This is a genomic window from Pseudoalteromonas sp. Bsw20308 (genome assembly GCF_000310105.2).
Lineage (GTDB): Bacteria > Pseudomonadota > Gammaproteobacteria > Enterobacterales > Alteromonadaceae > Pseudoalteromonas > Pseudoalteromonas fuliginea.
On record NZ_CP013138.1, the window covers coordinates 2,828,605 to 2,847,596 of the forward strand.

At 39.7% G+C, this 18,992-nt stretch carries 15 protein-coding genes, 1 tRNA gene and 3 pseudogenes; 10 read left to right on the forward strand and 9 right to left on the reverse strand.

Translation table 11 applies throughout. The features are described from left to right. Positions 1-71: 71 nt before the first annotated feature. The 4 genes from infB to D172_RS12440 form a co-directional block, all read right to left on the reverse strand. Entirely contained in the window at positions 72-2,732 is a 2,661-nt protein-coding gene (gene infB, locus D172_RS12425; RefSeq protein ID WP_007378503.1) for a translation initiation factor IF-2, read from the reverse strand. 25 nt (positions 2,733-2,757) lie between these two features. Further along, complete coding sequence (nusA, locus tag D172_RS12430; protein ID WP_007378504.1) at positions 2,758-4,257, reverse strand: transcription termination factor NusA; 1,500 nt, start codon at positions 4,255-4,257, stop codon at positions 2,758-2,760. A 39-nt stretch (positions 4,258-4,296) separates the two neighbouring features. Next, complete coding sequence (gene rimP, locus D172_RS12435) at positions 4,297-4,752, reverse strand: ribosome maturation factor RimP (RefSeq protein ID WP_007378505.1); 456 nt, start codon at positions 4,750-4,752, stop codon at positions 4,297-4,299. A gap of 280 nt (positions 4,753-5,032) precedes the next feature. Next, positions 5,033-5,109 (reverse strand) — tRNA-Met (locus tag D172_RS12440). 568 nt (positions 5,110-5,677) lie between these two features. On the opposite strand from D172_RS12440, the gene D172_RS12445 reads away from it, so the two are divergent. From D172_RS12445 to D172_RS12465, 5 genes are all read left to right on the forward strand, one after another. After that, on the forward strand, positions 5,678-6,139 hold the full coding sequence (locus D172_RS12445; RefSeq protein WP_007378506.1) for a globin: 462 nt from the start codon (positions 5,678-5,680) through the stop codon (positions 6,137-6,139). A 300-nt stretch (positions 6,140-6,439) separates the two neighbouring features. Beyond that, positions 6,440-7,993 carry a cryptochrome/photolyase family protein gene (locus D172_RS12450; RefSeq protein ID WP_007378507.1) on the forward strand — a complete coding sequence of 518 codons (1,554 nt, stop codon included), beginning with the start codon at positions 6,440-6,442 and terminating at the stop codon, positions 7,991-7,993. A 110-nt stretch (positions 7,994-8,103) separates the two neighbouring features. Then, complete coding sequence (locus tag D172_RS12455; protein ID WP_007378508.1) at positions 8,104-9,117, forward strand: hypothetical protein; 1,014 nt, start codon at positions 8,104-8,106, stop codon at positions 9,115-9,117. 29 nt (positions 9,118-9,146) lie between these two features. Continuing rightward, the gene (locus D172_RS12460; protein WP_007378509.1) at positions 9,147-10,310 is read left to right on the forward strand and encodes a peptidyl-prolyl cis-trans isomerase; all 1,164 of its coding nucleotides are present in this window, start codon (positions 9,147-9,149) and stop codon (positions 10,308-10,310) included. Continuing rightward, complete coding sequence (locus tag D172_RS12465; protein ID WP_237113676.1) at positions 10,307-10,843, forward strand: hypothetical protein; 537 nt, start codon at positions 10,307-10,309, stop codon at positions 10,841-10,843. Before D172_RS12460 ends, D172_RS12465 begins: the two co-directional genes overlap by 4 nt. A 271-nt stretch (positions 10,844-11,114) precedes the next feature. Here D172_RS12465 and D172_RS12470 read toward each other — a convergent pair whose 3' ends face one another. The 3 genes and pseudogenes from D172_RS12470 to D172_RS12480 form a co-directional block, all read right to left on the reverse strand. Next, on the reverse strand, positions 11,115-11,561 hold the full coding sequence (locus D172_RS12470; RefSeq protein WP_007378511.1) for an Hsp20 family protein: 447 nt from the start codon (positions 11,559-11,561) through the stop codon (positions 11,115-11,117). A 231-nt stretch (positions 11,562-11,792) separates the two neighbouring features. Beyond that, on the reverse strand, positions 11,793-12,320 hold the full coding sequence (locus D172_RS12475) for a redoxin domain-containing protein (RefSeq protein ID WP_007378512.1): 528 nt from the start codon (positions 12,318-12,320) through the stop codon (positions 11,793-11,795). A gap of 230 nt (positions 12,321-12,550) precedes the next feature. After that, positions 12,551-13,724: pseudogene (locus tag D172_RS12480) on the reverse strand (IS3 family transposase). 71 nt (positions 13,725-13,795) lie between these two features. Between D172_RS12480 and D172_RS12490 the strand changes: the two are divergent. After that, positions 13,796-14,056 (forward strand): annotated as a pseudogene (locus D172_RS12490) (group II intron maturase-specific domain-containing protein); the annotation flags it as partial. Positions 14,057-14,133: 77 nt separating this feature from the next. Here D172_RS12490 and D172_RS12495 read toward each other — a convergent pair. Further along, positions 14,134-14,484: a hypothetical protein gene (locus D172_RS12495; protein ID WP_033023942.1), complete on the reverse strand. Its 351-nt coding sequence runs from the start codon at positions 14,482-14,484 to the stop codon at positions 14,134-14,136. Positions 14,485-15,134: 650 nt separating this feature from the next. On the opposite strand from D172_RS12495, the gene D172_RS12500 reads away from it, so the two are divergent. From D172_RS12500 to D172_RS12515, 3 genes are all read left to right on the forward strand, one after another. Next, positions 15,135-15,752 (forward strand): reverse transcriptase domain-containing protein, encoded by a 618-nt coding sequence (locus tag D172_RS12500; protein ID WP_033023943.1) that lies wholly within the window; start codon positions 15,135-15,137, stop codon positions 15,750-15,752. A gap of 72 nt (positions 15,753-15,824) precedes the next feature. Further along, positions 15,825-17,005, forward strand: a protein-coding gene (locus D172_RS12510) for an IS3 family transposase (RefSeq protein ID WP_150115549.1) whose coding sequence is annotated in 2 segments (ribosomal slippage) — positions 15,825-16,083 and positions 16,083-17,005 — 1,182 coding nt in all. Because the reading frame shifts where the segments join, the coding sequence is not laid out codon by codon here. Further along, positions 16,953-17,450, forward strand: a complete 498-nt coding sequence (locus tag D172_RS12515; protein ID WP_237113677.1) for a reverse transcriptase domain-containing protein — start codon at positions 16,953-16,955, stop codon at positions 17,448-17,450. The genes D172_RS12510 and D172_RS12515 overlap by 53 nt, the downstream gene beginning before the upstream one ends. Here the strand turns inward: D172_RS12515 and D172_RS12520 are convergent. Further along, a protein-coding gene (locus tag D172_RS12520; RefSeq protein WP_150115561.1) for an IS3 family transposase occupies positions 17,415-18,529 on the reverse strand; the annotation gives its coding sequence in 2 pieces (ribosomal slippage) (positions 17,415-18,277 and positions 18,277-18,529; 1,116 coding nt in all). The genes D172_RS12515 and D172_RS12520 overlap by 36 nt on opposite strands. Before the next feature lie 69 nt (positions 18,530-18,598). Between D172_RS12520 and D172_RS21305 the strand changes: the two are divergent. After that, a pseudogene (locus D172_RS21305) lies at positions 18,599-18,965 on the forward strand (group II intron maturase-specific domain-containing protein); the annotation flags it as partial. Between the last annotated feature and the right edge of the window lie 27 nt (positions 18,966-18,992).

Sequence of the window (18,992 nt, forward strand, 5' to 3'; positions counted from 1 at the left end):
TAAAATCTTAGCGTAGAGCGTGTAGAACGCCCGGGCGTTAACCTTAAGCGTTCAATACACCCTAGTAACAATTATAGAGTACGTTGTACTTCAACTGTTTCAAATACTTCGATTTGGTCACCAACACGTACGTCATTGTAATTCTTAACGCCGATACCACATTCCATGCCGTTACGAACATCAGCAACATCGTCTTTAAAGCGACGAAGTGACTCAAGCTCACCTTCATAGATAACCACGTTTTCACGTAGTACACGGATTGGAGCGCTACGTTTGATAACACCTTCAGTAACCATACAACCAGCAATTGCGCCAATTTTTGGAGACTTAAATACGTCACGAACTTGAGCAAGACCAATGATTTCTTGTTTAAACTCTGGCGCTAGCATACCTGACATGGCTTGCTTAACTTCTTCGATTAAGGCATAAATTACGCTGTAATAACGAAGGTCTAAGTTTTCAGTATCAATCACTTTACGAGCAGAAGCATCAGCACGAACGTTAAAGCCAACTACAATTGCGTTAGACGCTGCAGCTAGGGTTGCATCGGTCTCAGTAATACCACCAACACCTGAACCAACAATCTTCACTTTTACTTCATCAGTAGAAAGCTTAGTTAGTGAATCAGAGATTGCTTCGATAGAACCTTGAACGTCTGCTTTAAGTACCACGTTAACTTCAGAAACATCGCCTTCAGTCATGTTAGTAAACATGTTTTCAAGCTTAGCTTTTTGCTGACGTGCTAGTTTAACATCGCGGAACTTACCTTGACGGTATAAAGCAACTTCACGCGCTTTACGCTCATCTTTAACAACAGTCGCTTCGTCGCCCGCAGCTGGAATACCAGAAAGACCTAAAATCTCAACTGGAATAGATGGACCAGCAGATTTAATGTCTTTACCGTTTTCATCGCGCATTGCACGAACACGGCCATACTCAAGACCACATAATACAATGTCACCTTGGTTAAGCGTACCAGATTGAACAAGTACTGATGCTACTGGACCACGGCCTTTATCAAGACGAGATTCAATAACAACACCTGCAGCCATACCTTCAGTAGGTGCAGTTAATTCTAAAAGCTCAGATTGCATAAGCACAGCTTCAAGAAGGTCGTCAATACCTAAACCAGTTTTAGCTGAGATATGAACATACTGCGTATCGCCGCCCCACTCTTCTGGAATAACGTCAAGTACAGCTAGTTCGTTTTTAACGCGATCTGGATCTGCGCCTTCTTTATCCATTTTGTTTACAGCAATGATTAAAGGAACGCCAGCTGCACGTGCGTGCTGTACCGCTTCTTTAGTCTGTGGCATAACGCCATCATCTGCTGCAACCACTAGGATTACGATATCTGTCGCTTTAGCACCACGAGCACGCATTGATGTAAATGCAGCATGTCCTGGTGTATCTAGGAAGGTAATCATATTGCCGTTTACATCAACATGGTATGCACCAATATGCTGTGTAATACCACCGGCTTCGCCTGAAGCAACTTTTGCAGAGCGAATATAATCAAGAGTCGATGTTTTACCGTGGTCAACGTGACCCATAACAGTTACTACTGGAGCACGTGGCTCTGACTTACCATCTTCATGGCGGTCATTAAGTACTGTTTGCTCTAATTCGTTTTCTTTAACAATGATAACCTTGTGACCCATTTCTTCTGCAACTAATTGTGCAGCTTCTTGGTCAATCACTTGGTTAATGGTAACCATGTCACCCATTTTCATCATTGTTTTTACAACTTCAGCGCCTTTAACAGCCATGCGTGATGCAAGCTCAGCTACTGTAATTGTTTCGCTAATACGCACTTCATTTTTAACATCAACAGTTGGTTTTTGGAAACCATGCTGCAGCGATGCTGGTGCTTTTAACTTAGACTTGTTACGGCCTCTTGACGCTGCAAATTTATCTTTTGCTGGCGCTTTTTTCTTTTTCTTAGCACGGCGTGTACCTTGCTCATCACGAGCATCGGCAACATCTTCTGCTTCACGTGCGTAAGTAGAAGTCGTAAGATGGTGATCCGCTGTTTCTTCGCGTTTCTTACGCTCTTCTTCTTCTTTCTTCCAGCGTGCCGAGTTTTCTTCAGCTAGCTTTCTTGCTTCTTCTGCTTGACGTTTCGCTTCTTCTTCAGCTTTCTTCAATGCGGCCTCTTCTGCTTCTTTTTGCAGACGCTCAGCTTCTATGCGATCTTTCTCAGACTTAGCACTTTGCTCTGGGGTCATCTGCTTTTGTTTCGCTTTACGCTCTGCATCTGCTTTGCGTTTAGCTTCTTCTTTGGCTTTACGGTCAGCGTCTTCTTTCGCTTTGCGCTCTGCCTCTTGTTTCGCTTTTAATTCTGCGGCTTCTTGCTCAGCTTTTTGCTGCTCTTCAAGACGTACTTTTTCTTCAGCGGCTAGGCGTGCTTGCTCTTGTTCTTGTTCCATTGCGCTTTTTTTCACGTACGTACGTGTTTTGCGAACTTCAACTTGAACAGCTTTAGCTTTACCCGTAGAGCCAGTCACACTTAATGTGCTTTTGCTCTTACGTTGTAAAGTCATACGCGCTGGACCATCTGAACCTGTACCGCCATGATGCTTGCTTAAATGATCAAGTAACGTTGCTTTTTCAGCTTCTGTTACATTATCAGTTGCTTGCTTAGTGATACCTGCTTGTGAAAACTGCTGTAGCAATTTATCAACAGTTGTACCTATATCGCCGGCTAGTTTTTCAACATTTACTTCTGCCATAGTGTGTAATACCTCCGTTAATAAATTACTCGTCTGCAAACCAACAAATGTTTCGTGCAGCCATAATTAGTTCACCCGCTTTTTCAGATGAAAGTTCTGTAATATCAACTAATTCGTCAATACCTTGCTCTGCCAAGTCTTCAAGTGTAACAACACCCTTGCTTGCCATAACAAATGCTAAGTGACGCTCTAAGCCTTCAAGCGCAAGTAAGTCTTCAGCAGGCTCTGCGCCTTCTAAGCTTTCTTCCGTTTTAAGTGCTTTAGTTGTTAATGCATCTTTTGCACGTGAGCGCAGCAGATCAACTGTTTCTTCGTCTAAGCCATCAATTTCTAAAAATTCAGATGCTGGTACGTACGCCACTTCTTCAAGTGTCGAGAAACCTTCATTTATAAGTAATGAGGCAAACTCATCATCAATTTCTAAATTTTCAGTGAATAAGTTAAGCAACTTATCTGATTCAGCTTCATTTTTAGTACGCATGTCTTCAACAGTCATCACGTTTAGTTCCCAACCTGTTAGTTGGCTTGCTAAACGAACATTTTGACCATTACGACCAATCGCTTGCGCTAGGTTATCTGCATCAACTGCAATATCCATTGAATGAGTGTCTTCATCCATTACAATTGAAGCAACTTCTGCAGGTGACATTGCATTAATAACAAACTGCGCTGGATTATCGTCATAAAGAACGATATCAACACGCTCGCCGCCAAGTTCTGACGATACAGCCTGAACACGTGCGCCACGCATACCAACACATGCACCAATTGGGTCAATGCGTTTGTCGTTAGATTTAACTGCAATTTTAGCGCGAGAGCCTGGATCACGCGCAGCTGCACGTAACTCAATCATTTCTTCGCCAATTTCTGGCACCTCAATGCGGAATAGCTCCATTAGCATTTCAGGCTTAGAACGCGTTACAAATAATTGTGCGCCGCGAGCTTCAGGCTTAACTTCGTATAAAAGACCACGGATACGGTCACCCGGGCGGAAGTTTTCACGTGGAAGCATATCATCACGGTAGATAACAGCTTCAGCGTTATTGCCTAAATCAAGAACGATAGAATCACGTGTTGCTTTTTTAACAACACCGGTTACTAACTCACCAACTTGATCTTTGTATGCATCGACTACTAAAGCACGCTCAGCTTCACGTACTTTTTGTACGATTACTTGCTTAGCCATTTGTGTAGTTATACGGTCAAATTTAATTGAATCTATTTGCTCTTCAACGTAATCGCCCATCTGCAAATCAGGTTCTTCAACCTGCGCAGCTTCTAACGTAATTTCGCTGTATGGGTTCTCTAAAGAACCATCTTCTAATACTGCTGCAATCTGCCAACGACGGAACGTATCGTAATCGCCGGTCTTACGGTCAATTGCTACACGTACTTCAATTTCGCCATCATGCTTTTTCTTTGTCGCTGTCGCTAATGCGAACTCTAAAGCTTCAAAAATCTTTTCTTTTGGAACCGCTTTCTCATTGGAAACGGCTTCAGCAACCAATAATATCTCTTTTGCCATGGGTAATGCCTCGCTTGCCCTATTCCTTCGCACTCGAATTTAAAACTTAGCGATTAAATTCGCACGTTCGATGTTACTAAGCATGATTAGATGCTCTGCACCATCACTAGATAGTGTGATCATATCGCTGCTAACTGCTACTAAGTCGCCCTTAAAATTACGGCGACCATCCTGTGGAAGTTTAGTACGCACGCGTACTTCCTCTCCTTGCGCCTGCTCGTAATGATCTTGTTTGAATAATAGACGATCAACACCAGGAGACGATACTTCCAAATCATATTCATTTGTAATTGGGTCTTCGACGTCTAAAATCGCACTAATTTGGCGACTTGCATCCGCACAGTTATCAACTGAGATCCCATCCTCATGAGCAATATACACTCTTAAGGTAGAATGGCGACCCGCTTGTACAAACTCAAGACCATGTAATTCAAAGCCTAACATTTCTACCGCTGGCGATAACATGGTTACTAAATCTTGTTCAAGTTTTGTCACGAAAATCCTCCATACAAACAAAAAAAGGGCTTATAGCCCTAAAATACTGAGTTTAAGTTTTGATTTGATGACAAAAGCCATAAATCGAAAGGTGCAGATACAACAACGCCCCGAACCAAGCGGGGCGTCACACCAATAAAGCATAAAACTGTGTGGCCGAGGGCCGAGCTTGGTTGCGAGTCAGTAACTGACCAAATTAAACTACATTAGCCTAAACGCAAAACGCGCATTACTTAGAATGCGCGATATAAATTAATAAGCTTACACTTATTAGTAGAATTGGTTGCGGGAGCCGGATTTGAACCGACGACCTTCGGGTTATGAGCCCGACGAGCTACCAGACTGCTCCATCCCGCGCCAATAGATATTAAATCTTAATTTAATATCGCTGTTAGCGGTTATACAACACACTAAACAATGGCGGCTATTATAAGGATGTGCGGGATAATTAGCAACCATAATAACTAATAAGTTTATAAAATTTGCAATTCGTCAAGTTGTTAATTTAATGTATTACAAATTAACATTTGTTGTAATAACCTTTAGGGCCTCATTATCTTGCGAGCCTAAATTTAAAGCACCCGTTTAGCTTCTACACAAGGCTGTGTCGATCATGTGTGGTTATTCCTCACAAATAAGCGATAGCACAGCATAAATGCCAAACATACGCTGTCCTTAGGTAAAACAGATCTAATCCTCAAAGATCAACAACCCCAATCGTAGCATTGAAGTAAATATTAAACAGCCATCCCAATGAATAGATAATCAATCTCATTAACAAAAACAAAATAAATAAAATCAGTAACTTATTAATTAAACCCTCTATTTAAGCCAATAAACCCGTGCGGTTTCAACTTCTCTAGCTATAATAAAAGCAACGAAAGCAATAACAATCACAATCACACTTAATGCAAAGAGGTATTTAATGAACACAAACCAATCAGTATTATTAAAAAGCCTACAGATTGTTAAGCCGAATTTCCATGCTTTTACAGCACGCTTTCATCGTAAATTAGCAGAATCAGGTATTGTAATGAATTACCCAACTGCAAATCAATTCAACGAAAAAAGTTATACGTTTTACTGCGTGCTAGAGCGCATAATTAAACATTTAGATAATCCATCTTCTGTCACTCCTTTTTTAACACATTATTTAGAACACCTAAATAAACGTAATATTCAGCAAACTGATATAAAAATATTGTGTGATATTTTTTACGCTACTTTAGAAGCTCATCTTGGTCAGCATTTTTGCTTACAAAGCCAAACCGCATGGCAAGAATTTCTAACCTTTTTTGAAAACTGCACTAACAGTTCACTTTTCAATATAAGTAACGTTATTTCACTTCAACAACGAATAAGCAAAACAAAAAATAATACCAATTAGAACCTGTATTTATTGCTCATTCTTTTATAACAAATGCGCTTATATATAAGTAGGTATTGAAATACATATAAACTAAGCATAACAACACTCAAGTTTATAATGAGCCGGTTAAGCTTAATTAAGTAGTAAAAAACAGCCCCTTATAAAACCAGCAAAGCTCAATACCTTTTTAGAATTAGCTCATCGAGCATTAAAAACACCAGCTATTGTAAAACTCCACGCATAATTAAGCAGTACTACAACACCTTTAAAAGATCGTTTTACGGCACTTTGGCGTACTAAACATATTTGGCTCTAAGTATGAAACACTATAAAACACTCAGGCTTATTTTGGGCGACCAACTAAACCCATCGCATTCTTGGTTTAAACAAAAAGATAATGAAACCCTTTATATTATTGCTGAACTTGCACAAGAAACTCATTATGTTAAACACCATATCCAAAAATTATGTGCTTTTTTCCATGCTATGGAAAACTTTGCTTCAGCGTTAAGCCAGGCTGGTTTTAATGTATTGCATTTAACCTTAGATGAGACTTGTAACGACAACAATTTACCCGATTTGCTTAACCGTATTGCAAAACAATATCAGTGCCCGGCAATAGAGTATCAATACCCTGATGAATTTAGACTTCACTCGCAATTAGAACAATTTAAAAAAACGCATATGCTAAGTGTGAGGGCTGTGGATAGCGAACATTTTTTGTTCCCCTTTTCACAAATTAAAAAACGCTTTGTAAAAAATAAACATGTAACGATGGAGCATTTTTATCGCGATATGCGCAAGCAGTTTGATATTTTAATGGACTCCGGTAAGCCTGAAGGAGGTAAATGGAATTTTGATAGTAACAACAGAAATAAATTTTCTAAGAACGACATGCACGACATCCCCTCTCCAAAGCTATTTACTAATGATGTAAAGTCAATTATATCTCGCTTAAACAAACATAAAGTCGCTTATTTTGGCAGTATAGATAATCAACTCTCTTGGCCAACAACGCGAAAGCAAGCAATTAGTAGCCTTGATTACTTTTGTGAATATTTGCTCGTTAATTTTGGCAAATTTCAAGATGCTATGACTGACCAGAGTAAGCATAATACTAGCCTTTACCATAGCCGTTTATCATTTGCTTTAAATACAAAAATACTACACCCGCTTTATGTAATTAAACGCGTAATTACTGAATATAAACAAAGACCCAGCGAAATATCCATTTCACAAGTCGAAGGTTTTATAAGGCAAATACTGGGTTGGAGAGAATACGTACGCGCCATCTATTGGGTTAACATGCCCGACTACGCAACTAAAAATCAACTACAAGCCAATAATAAGATGCCATCCTATTTTTGGACTGGCTCTACTAAAATGAATTGTTTAAGCCACGCACTTACACAAAGTTTAGAAACCTCATACGCGCATCATATTCAGCGCTTAATGGTTATTGGAAACTTTTGTATGCTCACGGGAATTAATCCTGATGACGTAGATAATTGGTATTTAGGTGTTTATATAGATGCAATCGAGTGGGTAGAAATGCCTAATACTCGAGGAATGAGCCAATTTGCCGATGATGGCATTATTGCTACAAAACCCTACGCAGCAAGCGGAAACTATATTAATAAAATGAGCGATTACTGCAAGCGTTGCCAATACGATGTTAAACAAAAAGTGGGAGAAAAAGCATGCCCCCTCAATAGCCTGTACTGGAACTTTATGCACACCCACCGCAGTAAATTAGAGAAAAACCCTCGCATAGGCATGGTTTATAAAAACTGGGACCGACAAACCGAAGAGCAAAAAAAAGCGCTGATAAAACAAGCTGCTGCGCATTTAATTGATTTAGAAAGTTTGTGATATATAAAACAGGTAAACTTGTTAATTAAATGTTTAATTCTTCTGTCATTGTAATGTAATAGCGCTATCTTTTAATAGCGTTAATTTTTAAATACAGCAATGAGATAAAAATGAAAAAAATATTAACGTCGGCAATTATATTACTTACAAGTATCAACCAAGCACACGCATTTAGCCAAGAAACCCATAAGCGGATTGTTATTGACGCTGTAAGTTATATGGAGCAAAACCCACAATCAACGCAATATGCAGCACTGTCGCAATATGCTTTACAAAATAAAATGTCAGTCTCACAACTGGCTGAGCTACTAGGGCAAGCAGCCTATGATGTTGATGATTTTGAAGATACTTTTTTATGTGGTGCCATTACAGGCTCTTGTGTCCAAGCTCCTCTTTGGGGCGCGGCTGAAAGCATTGTAAAATATACTAGCTATTGGCACTTTCAAAACCATACGCAAGGCGCTGATCAGCATGGTAATGATTTTGGCGGCTATAACTACGACAAACTCACTGTATGGGGCACCATTGATAGCTTAGCTGCGGCTTGGTTAAAAGGGGACTATTTAGATGATGGAAAGGGAAGAGAAACGGGCTGGTTTAATGCTGACTCTTCAAAATATAATAGTTATGACATTACCGAAGCTCATTACCGAATTGATAGTCAATCAAACTATAGTATGTATAATGATTTTGAAAAAATCCCTTTTCAACCAATCGATAACTTAGGCCAATACTGGTTTCAAAGCTATTTAGACAGTGGTAATCCACAGGTACTGGGCTTTGTATTTCATACAACTGATTTACTTCAGCCGCATCACACATGGACAACTTCAGATTTAAATCACTCTAGCTGGGAAGGCTGGATAAAAGATTATTATGATCAAGAACAACTCAATGATCCTAGCTTAATACGTCAAGCAATAAATACCTTTTCACCGTTAGATAAAGCCTCAACGGATGTACGTCCATTGCTAACCCAAGGCGGCTCTTTTTCGTACGCTCAAGGCGGTATTGTGCTTAATTCGGAAGATCATTACGACCGTGTTGATACCGCAAAACAAGTTATCCCTCATGCTATTGCAATGGTTGTACATTTATTAAATCATGCCATGGTTGCCCGCTAATGAGGTATTTAGTCTACCTATGTGTAGTAATGTTTGGGCTGCTTTACAGCAGCCAAGCATTTACGAGTGTTGAAAAGTACACACCCGCTGAAATACAGTTGATGCATCAAATATATCAACAGCAAAATAGTGACATTAGTCTTTCGCAAACACGTTATCGTTTATACGAGAACCAATTTTTACTAAGTGAAGCAAAACGCCTAATGCCCAACAAGGTAGCGCGTTTGTCTGATGTCGGTTTTACCACCGGTTACCATGTAGAGCGCTACCTAAATAACCTTTTTATAAATCAACTACATTTACCACCGAGCATCGAAGCTTCTAATAATGTTAAACATTTTACGGCCAGCTGGCTTACAAACACATTAGGTGAATATCCTGCGAATGGACAATATTCTGAAACGCAAAAAAACACATTAAATTTAGTAAAACTTGAAAATTTTGCGTTTCCTGCAATGTCTGTTTATGACTTCATTAAACCACTTTCTATGCAAATACGGTTTAGATTGCATCAAGGCGATAACCAGTTATTTCATACAGAAATAGCTAAAAAGCATCAATATTTTATAAATTTAGAAAAAGCGACCAACGCGTTTAAAGCAAAAGATATCAACATTGATAATTTAATAAGCATTGCTCAAGGTGACATCTTACGCCCTTCGATTCAAAGCTGGCTTGGCGTAAAAGACATGATGCATGGACAAAGCCCGATACTCGAACAATTAGAAAAACAAGTTTCCGAACAACAAATAAATCAGTATTACCAAAAGAATAAAAGTCGCTTCAAATATTTATACCAAATAACAGCCCAAGGTGCTGAATTTAAAAACAGAAATGACGCGGTTAAATTTAAAAATGAGGTAGCAAAGAGTACTTTCAAAGTTGCTTTAAAAGCGGCTAATATGAATGATATTTATAGTAAATTTAATAATAATATCAATCGAGAGCATAAAAAAGAGTGGGTAGTACAACTTGCATTTACTCAAAATGAGAATGAGCTTTCTGAAGTCATTCGTTCGCCAACGGGATTATGGGTTGTGGTGTTAACTAGTGACTATGAATATAAATATTTTGCAGCAACGGGCCAAACAGTTCGCTATCAAGCGATTAAGTCTGTGGCGTTACAAAATGCGCATCAGCAATACCAGCAAAAGTGGGCTGCGTGGCACACACAAAATGAGATTAAGTTATGAAAATAAAGCTCTCGGCACTCATTATAATGTCTTTAGGCATCACCCTCATATACTACTTATCTGGCTCCACCGAGCAGAAAAAAATGGTACTAGCGACTAAACAACCAACAGATGAGCGTCCTACAATAAAGCAAACAGTACATACCGTAAAAAAAATTGAAGATGTACATTCTTCAAATATTAAAAAAAGTACCTTGAATGAGCATGCTCAACAGGCAATTACCGAACCGAATTACTTACCCCCACTAAATAAAAGTAAACTAAGCAGTGTTCAATACAAGGGGGATTTAGACGACCATAAAGCCTACGAACAATTTCAACAAGAGAAGCGGCGCGCACTAGAAAGTAGCTTTGTAAGTGCTGTTAATAGCAAAGTAGCAACGCTAGAAAACTTACTTGCTAAAGGGCGTAAACAAGGAATGAAGCAAGAGCAGCTTCAAGAAGCGATTGATAAAATTGCTCTGCTGAAAAAAACACAAAAGCACTTAATTAACCTGAACTCTGGTCAAGAGATTTACAAACGTATTGAATAATCGTGATATTTAAATTTATTTTCTCTAGCAAGAGATTTTCAGTGAAAACAAGGCGAATTTACGCGTCAATAGCTAGCCTATTGCCAGTAAATTCAACGTAGTTAGCGCTGAAAATAGCTGCTTGAGATAGATTTATTATCCAGAGTTCAGGTTAATTAGCCAAGACTAAGAGAGCGTTCTAGATTCAAGACCATTTAAAACTCTATTGCATAAAAAAGCCGCCTCAAGCGAGACGGCTAAACAATCAGGGGAAACTAAGGTTAAACAGGGTTTATTTATCTTCGATTAAATGACCTTGCCCTATCTGAATTTTACGAGGTTTAAGTGCTTCTGGGATTTCACGCTGAAGCTCTATGCTCAATAAGCCGTTAGCTAAATCTGCACCAAGTACTTTTACATGATCGCCAAGCTGAAATTTACGCTCAAAGTTACGCTCCGCTATACCTTGATGAATAAACTTACGTTCATTATTCTCATCTTTATTAGCCTTAGTACCGGCGACTTTCAACGTGTTGTTTTCTGACTCAATGGTCAACTCGTTATCACTAAAACCAGCAACGGCCATAGTAATTCTGTATTTGTCTTTATCAAGCGCTTCAATGTTATAAGGAGGAAAACTTGGCTGCTTGTCTGTACTTGCTGCCGCATCCATAAGTGATGCTAAATGTTCGAAGCCGATAAATGAACGATAAAGTGGTGATAAATCTACTGTACGCATAATAATATCCTCATATTTAAGCGATATTTTGCATGTGCTTTTCTATTGAACAAGCTCAAGCAAAGTATAATTAATAATATAAATTTCAATTGTTTAAGTTTAATTTAGGACCCATCAGGCGTCCTACTTAACTATATATGGACGGTAAAATTGTTTTCAAGTAAATTTATTAAAAAATAAAATATAAATTTAAGCGCGCTATTAAACACGCCTAAATTTATGCATAACAACTTAAGAAAATGTTCCTCTAATAGGGTAATCATTTTCGCGTGTATATTGAATACCTGAAAGTAACTGCTGCATATCAGGGCGTGAAAACGGGCTGTTTGATTTATCTAAAACTTGCACTTGATTTTGCTCGTTTAGGACAATAATTGCAGGCTCTGCAAACGGATGATCTGTCTCAGTGTTACTTCTTGGCTCACTGATATACAAACCTAATTCAGTCATTTGCTCAAGCGTTAAATTATAATAAAGAGGAAAATTAACGTCTAGCTTTTCAAAGTGCGCTTCCAACTGATCATGGCTATCACCACTTACAGCAACAACTTCAACACCAATATCTTTAAAATCTTGAGTCATTTTAGCCAAAGCATTTAATTGCTTCGTACACATAGGGCAATGCTGACCTCGATAAACAACTATCATTTTCCATGGAGCATCTGTTATACGCTGCGTAATATCAACCTGTTCTCGCTCTGTATTACTTACAATCAGCTCAGAGAGTTTTGATGCGGGTTTTACTGTGTTATTACTCATAATGTTCTCCTTAAGAAATGTTATAAACCATTTACCAAATAGAGCTTAGGGCAGATAACTAATTTTCAAGAGGATAAATTGTAACCAAGATTGAATTATCGACTCTAATAACATCAATACATACATAATCTATTTAAATAAACTTAGCTAAACGCATTATAAAAATACCTCTGAAGCTTTGCAGCTAATTCAAAACACTTGACGTGGTCAACTAAATTCAGTCACCCTAGTTAAGAAACCATATCTAATGTTTCGATTCGTTCTTCAAAGTCATTTGGGCTTTGATAATTTAAGTACGAATGTAAGCGACGACTGTTGTACCACATACAGATGTAATTCATTACATCCTGTTGAGCCTCATAACGCGTTGGGTAGTTTTTCCAATGCACGCGCTCTTGCTTCAAACTACCGAAGAAGCTTTCTGCAACAGCATTATCCCAGCAACAGCCTTTCTTACTCATGCTACCAATGAAGTCATTTGACTTGAGCAATTTACGATATTGGTGGCTTGCATATTGAACCCCTTGATCTGAATGGATAATTAACCCTGTTTTGGGCTGGCGTTGCCACATCGCCATAGTCAGTGCGTCACAGACAAGCTGCGCTTTCATTCGTGAGCCCATGCTCCAACCAACGACTTTGCGCGAATATAAATCAATCACTACCGCCAGATACAACCAACCTTCTGCAGTCCAAACATAAGTGATATCTTGTACCCAGGCTTGATCAGCTGCTTCAACGTTGAAGTTTTGCTCAAGTACATTGGGATAAATAGGCTTATTATGCTCACTATTCGTTGTCACTTTGTATCTCTTTTTATAACGCACCCAGACATTTGCCTCTTTCATTAGCTGTGCTGTTTTGTAACGACTCACCGGAAAACCGAGTGCATTTAAGACTTTCTGAATACGCCTTTCACCGTAAGTATTATCACTGAAGTGCGCTATGTCCTTGACACAATCAATCATTTCTTGATGTGTTGGATCCTCTGATTTAGTTGAGAATCGCTTTTGATAACTATAGTAATTGTTACTTTTTACACCCAGTATTCGGCACATTGTCGCCACAGGCCAGGTCTTCTTGTATTGGGTTATGAACGAATATTTCACTTCGTTTCTTTGGCAAAGAAGACCGTCGCTTTTTTTAATATTTCACGCTCCATTTCTAGGCGTTTCACTTGCGCTTTTAGCTCTCTGATCTCTTCTTGCTCAGGGGTTAAATTACCGTTCCCTCTAAAAGCATGCCCATTATCATTTTCAGCTTCTTTTATCCAGCGACCAAGCATGTTGGGATGGTAATCCCCCCTAAATTTCTAGAGGCTTCTGCTTGTGAGTCGTTTTGCTCAACAACTAATGCGATAGCATCAAGTTTAAATTCTTTGGAATACTTTTTACGTTTTGTCATTATCGATCTCCAGTTAAGTTGATTATCTCTTAACTGGGGTAGTCGAATCCATTAAACCACGTCAGCTAAAGGTGGATTTAGATCATTGGATCCGCCGTAGGATAAGAATGTGCTACTGGCGGCAATGGCGTAAACCACGCACGAAAGTACGCAGTTTAATAAAACTGGGTGTTAGCGAACGACTCGCCATAGCCTTTGGTAACACCAGTAAAGGGCCTTGTCGAAGCTCAAAAACAAAAGGAATTAACATTGCGCTAGGCAATGACTATTTAGCATCACAAGGTTTAGTGTCATTGAGAGATATTTGGATCGGTATTCATTACGGGAGATGAACCGCCCATTGCGGAACCGCATGATAGGTGGTGTGGGGGCTGGAGGTTAGAGACCTCCGGCTACCCGATTATATTGTTTATTCGAATCTAATTGCATCTATTTGACATAGCTTATTTCCAGTCCCTGCCCATACTTTATCATCATATATCTGGAATCTAACCTGCTGCTTTGACGTATATGCAGTAAGTAAAAAAGAAGCTATCATTTTATAACCAGGTGCGGAAGGTGATAACCAAACACCGTGTTCGCACCCAGAAATACCAGTATTGAACCATACGGCAATATCAGCTCCCTCTTTTCCTTCCAATGAACCATAATCATCATATGCAAACAACTTTGTAATATTTCCTTTATTGGTTGTTTCTATAGCTCCAATAGATTGAAAACTGATAAAAACTGCAAAGATACCTAATATAAGTTTATTCATTGTAAATGACTCTCAAAGATTAATTGGATCAATATAATGCCCAAATAATGGGCTAAAATGGAGCGAAGCGAACAGCCCGCTGTTTTTAGTCCTGTTAATTTGCTTGTGTACGCCCGACATGGGCATTGACTTATGAGGTGAAAGTCCTCTGTAGGAAGATCACCGTTTAAATAACATGCTGTTATTAAACGATAACTACTAGCGAATGGCAAGGGCTAAATCGTGAGAGATAGTCTGGAGGAAGCCGCTAGAAAATCTGTGAGCTGATGAACAAAAACATCATATGAGGCGTAGGCTGGAGACGAGCTAGCACAAGATAGCGAAGTCATGTGATCTAACGGCCACCGTAAATGATGCAGTTGTGCAGAGAAAGTCGATGCACCTTATTCGGGGAGATCTGATAAACACGCATCCGCGCTAACGCTTGAAGATTACCAGTTAGGGACTGGTCTTTAAAACCTAGCCGCTCTGGTTGCTGCGACCTACAGCGAGCGAAATAGCAGTAAACAAGCATTAGTTTAGACGCGCTTTATCGAGTAATCGCTAGAGTGATTTATCAGAAGTCAGCAGACGGCATAGTAGCCCAGCACTTATCGTAATGGATAAGACATGGTGAAGGCCTGAACACTTAACCAGAGGAGATACTACAATTGAACTTGAATTCACATAGATCACCGTGTTGTGATAGTGATGAACAGCGTTCTATGGTGAATAATACCTCGAATGAATACAACCAAACAGATCGTGAACTGATGGCAAGGGTACTGAGCAACCACAATATTGCTGCAGCATGGCAACATGTTAAGCGCAATAAAGGGGCTGCCGGTATTGATAATATGAGTATTGAGGAATTTAATCACTTCGCTAAGTTACACTGGCTGGGTATTAAACAGCAATTACTTAACGGCACTTATCAACCCTTGCCAGTCAAACGCGTGATAATACCCAAACCCGATGGCGGTGAGCGAATGCTTGGGATCCCTTCTGTTATCGACAGAGTGATCCAACAAGCCATTGCTCAAGTGATTAGCCCTTATTTTGAGCCCCAATTTTCACCACACAGTTATGGTTATCGTCCTCATAAAAGAGCCAGTCAAGCAGTGAACCATATTCAATCTTGTGTTAAACAAGGTTATAAAACAGCGGTTGATATTGACTTATCTAAGTTCTTTGATGAAGTAAACCATTACATGCTGATGAATCGTATTGCTCGTAAAATCAAAGACAAAGCACTCATGCGCCTAATCGGTAAATACCTCCGAGTGTAGTGGTACAGTGATTTTGGCCACCCATTAAGAAAGAAATGTTATGCTAATAAGCATACAAATTTGGGTGAAAAAATGACGAAATTAAAACGCGCAACATATTCAGCGGCAATTAAATTAGAAACGGCTCAGCTTGTAGTAGACCAAGGTTATACGCAAGAAGACGCAGCAAAAGCGATGGGGGTGGGTAAATCAACCGTAAGTAAATGGGTTACTCAATTAAAGCTAGAACGCAATGGTCAGTCACCATCAGCGTCACCAATGACGCCCGAACAAATTGAAATCCGCGAACTTAAAAAGCAAATCCAACGCATTGAATTAGAAAAGGATATATTAAAAAAGGCTACCGCTCTCTTGATGTCCGACTCCCTGAACAATTCTCGTTAATCGAGAAGTTAAATCAACGAGAGCGTTATCCAATTAATGTGCTATGTCGCGTATTCAATGTGCATCGCAGCAGCTATAAGTACTGGGCCATACGGGATACAACGCCGACACCTGAGCAAGTAAGGTTAGAGGCTGAAGTAAAAGCAATACATGCGATGAGTGGTGGTTCAGCAGGGGCACGGACAATCGCAGCGATAGCAACGAACAATGATTTTGAATTGAGCCGTTATCGTGCAGCTAAGCTAATGGTTAAATTAAAGCTCGAAAGCTGCCAAGTACCTCAACATTCATATAAACGTGGTGGTAATGAACACCTTGAAATCCCAAACCTGCTTGATAGACAGTTTGATGTTGTTGAGCCGGATACCGTGTGGTGCGGTGATGTGACGTATATTTGGACAGGCAATCGCTGGGCTTATTTAGCCGTGGTTATTGATTTATTTGCACGCAAAGTGGTTGGCTGGGCAATGTCGTTGTCACCAGATACTAATTTAACGCTAAAAGCGCTTGAACTCGCATATGAAAGCAGAGGGAAACCGACAGGACTCATGTTCCATTCAGACCAAGGTAGCCATTATACAAGTTTAAAATATCGCCAACGTTTATGGCGCTATAAAATCACACAAAGTATGAGTAGACGTGGAAATTGTTGGGATAATGCGCCAATGGAGCGATTTTTTAGAAGCTTTAAGACGGAATGGATGCCAAAGATTGGATATGGAAACTTTATAGACGCTAAATATAGCGTAAGTGATTACATAAATGGATATTACAACAATGTTAGGCCGCATCATTATAATGCCGGTTTAGCACCAAATGAATCTGAGGTTAGATATCAAGGTTCTAAAACTGTGGCCAAAATTAGTTGACCACTACAGAGCAGGGATCGCAGAGCGCGAAACAGGTCTGTGGTTTGAGTCAACCAAGGGAGTCCCTCAAGGTGGGCCATTATCCCCTTTACTTTCCAATATTTTACTCGATGAATTAGATAAGAAGCTAACCTACAAACACCTTAAGTTTGCACGTTACGCTGATGACATAATCATTTTAGTAAAAACGAAAAGCGAAGGGCTCATAATCCAACGGGAAATTACTGCGTTTATCACTCAGCGATTAAAACTCAAAGTGAATGAATCGAAAAGTCGAGTCGGTCCAGTATCAGGCTCGAAATTTCTTGGGTTTACCTTCCGTTGCGCTCAAGTGCAGATCCACGAACAGGCGCTAAAGAAATTTAAAGCAAATGTAAGAGAACTCACTGACCGGGTAATCCCCCCATTTTTAATGGAGGTTATCTGTAGAATTTCCGTTGTTTAACTTTTCCAGTTTTTGTATGGGTGTTATGCCACCTATACCCATGTTAGGGCGTTCATTATTATAAGTCCATAACCAATCGGTTGCTTTATCTTGTAACTCACTAATATCACTGTAAATATAATGACTTAGCCAGTCATACCTAACCGTGCGATTAAACCGCTCTACATAAGCATTTTGTTGCGGGTTACCTGGTTGAATAAATCGTAATTCAATATTATTATTTAACGCCCACTCTGCTAATTTATGGCTAATATATTCAGGCCCATTGTCACACCTGATAGCTTTTGGCTTACCACGCCATTCTATAATTTGATTGAGTGAGCGGATAACACGCTCAGCGGGGAGTGATAAGTCAGCATCTATTGTGAGTCCTTCGCGATTGAAATCATCAATCACATTGAACAAGCGACACCCTCTGCCATCCGATAATTGGTCGTGCATAAAATCCATTGACCAACATTCGTTAATGGCCTCAGGGACAGCCAATGGTTCAGGCTTCTTCCTTGTTAGACGTTTTCTAGGCTTTATTCGCAGATTCAACTCAAGCTCACGGTAAATACGATAAACGCGCTTATGATTCCATGTGTAGCCTTTAACATTGCGTAAATATAAAAAACATAAACCGAATCCCCAATTACGCTGACATTGGCTTAAATCCAATAGCAACGCTGCAATTTTCTCATTTTCATCAGACAGTTTTGGCGTATAGCGATAGCATGTTTCACTTATCATGAAAGTACGACAGGCTAAGGCAATACTCATTTTATTTGTGCTAACGACTTCATGAGCCAAGACTTTGCGCTCAGAAGCCTTTACCACTTTTTTGCCATTGCCTCCTGAATGACCTCAGATTTTAGCCGCTCTTCAGCATACATTTTCTTTAAACGGCGATTTTCATCTTCAAGCTCTTTCATTCGTGTCATTAAAGACGCATCCATGCCGCCGTATTTAGCGCGCCATTTATAAAAGGTTGAGTTGCCCATACCATGTTCACGGCATAGCTCAGGAATAGGCACGCCGCTTTCTGCTTGTTTTAAAATGGCGAGGATTTGACTGTCTGTAAAATGTGCTTTTTTCATAATTTTCTCCTGTGTTTACAATAAGAGAAAATTCTACGTTTGGCATCTATTATTTTTCGGGGGGATTACCACCGCAACTGGGGGATCTCAATGACCCTACAAATTCATAAACTCACGCAGTATTTACGTGGCTGGGGACACTATTACCTAATAGCCAACGCTTATCAGTTAACGGTGGATTTAGATCATTGGATCCGCCGTAGGATAAGAATGTGCTACTGGCGGCAATGGCGTAAACCACGCACGACAGTACGCAGTTTAATAAAACTGGGTGTTAGCGAACGACTCGCCATAGGCTGTGGTATCACCAGTAAAGGGCCTTGTCGAAGCTCAAAAAACAAAAGGAATTAACATTGCGCTAGGCAATGACTATTTAGCGTCACAAGGTTTAGTGTCATTGAGAGATATTTGGATCGGTATTCATTACGGGAGATGAACCGCCCATTGCGGACCCGCATGATGG

Bases quoted from the DNA above. Each gene is read 5' to 3' on its own strand.
- D172_RS12470 (WP_007378511.1), bottom strand. From the start codon at position 11,561: ATGCGTACAGTAGATTTATCACCACTTTATCGTTCATTTATCGGCTTC.
- D172_RS12445 (WP_007378506.1), top strand. From the start codon at position 5,678: ATGAACACAAACCAATCAGTATTATTAAAAAGCCTACAGATTGTTAAG.
- D172_RS12455 (WP_007378508.1), top strand. From the start codon at position 8,104: ATGAAAAAAATATTAACGTCGGCAATTATATTACTTACAAGTATCAAC.
- D172_RS12450 (WP_007378507.1), top strand. From the start codon at position 6,440: ATGAAACACTATAAAACACTCAGGCTTATTTTGGGCGACCAACTAAAC.
- D172_RS12495 (WP_033023942.1), bottom strand. From the start codon at position 14,484: ATGAATAAACTTATATTAGGTATCTTTGCAGTTTTTATCAGTTTTCAA.
- D172_RS12475 (WP_007378512.1), bottom strand. From the start codon at position 12,320: ATGAGTAATAACACAGTAAAACCCGCATCAAAACTCTCTGAGCTGATT.
- D172_RS12465 (WP_237113676.1), top strand. From the start codon at position 10,307: ATGAAAATAAAGCTCTCGGCACTCATTATAATGTCTTTAGGCATCACC.
- nusA (WP_007378504.1), bottom strand. From the start codon at position 4,257: ATGGCAAAAGAGATATTATTGGTTGCTGAAGCCGTTTCCAATGAGAAA.
- D172_RS12515 (WP_237113677.1), top strand. From the start codon at position 16,953: ATGAATCTGAGGTTAGATATCAAGGTTCTAAAACTGTGGCCAAAATTA.
- infB (WP_007378503.1), bottom strand. From the start codon at position 2,732: ATGGCAGAAGTAAATGTTGAAAAACTAGCCGGCGATATAGGTACAACT.
- D172_RS12460 (WP_007378509.1), top strand. From the start codon at position 9,147: ATGTTTGGGCTGCTTTACAGCAGCCAAGCATTTACGAGTGTTGAAAAG.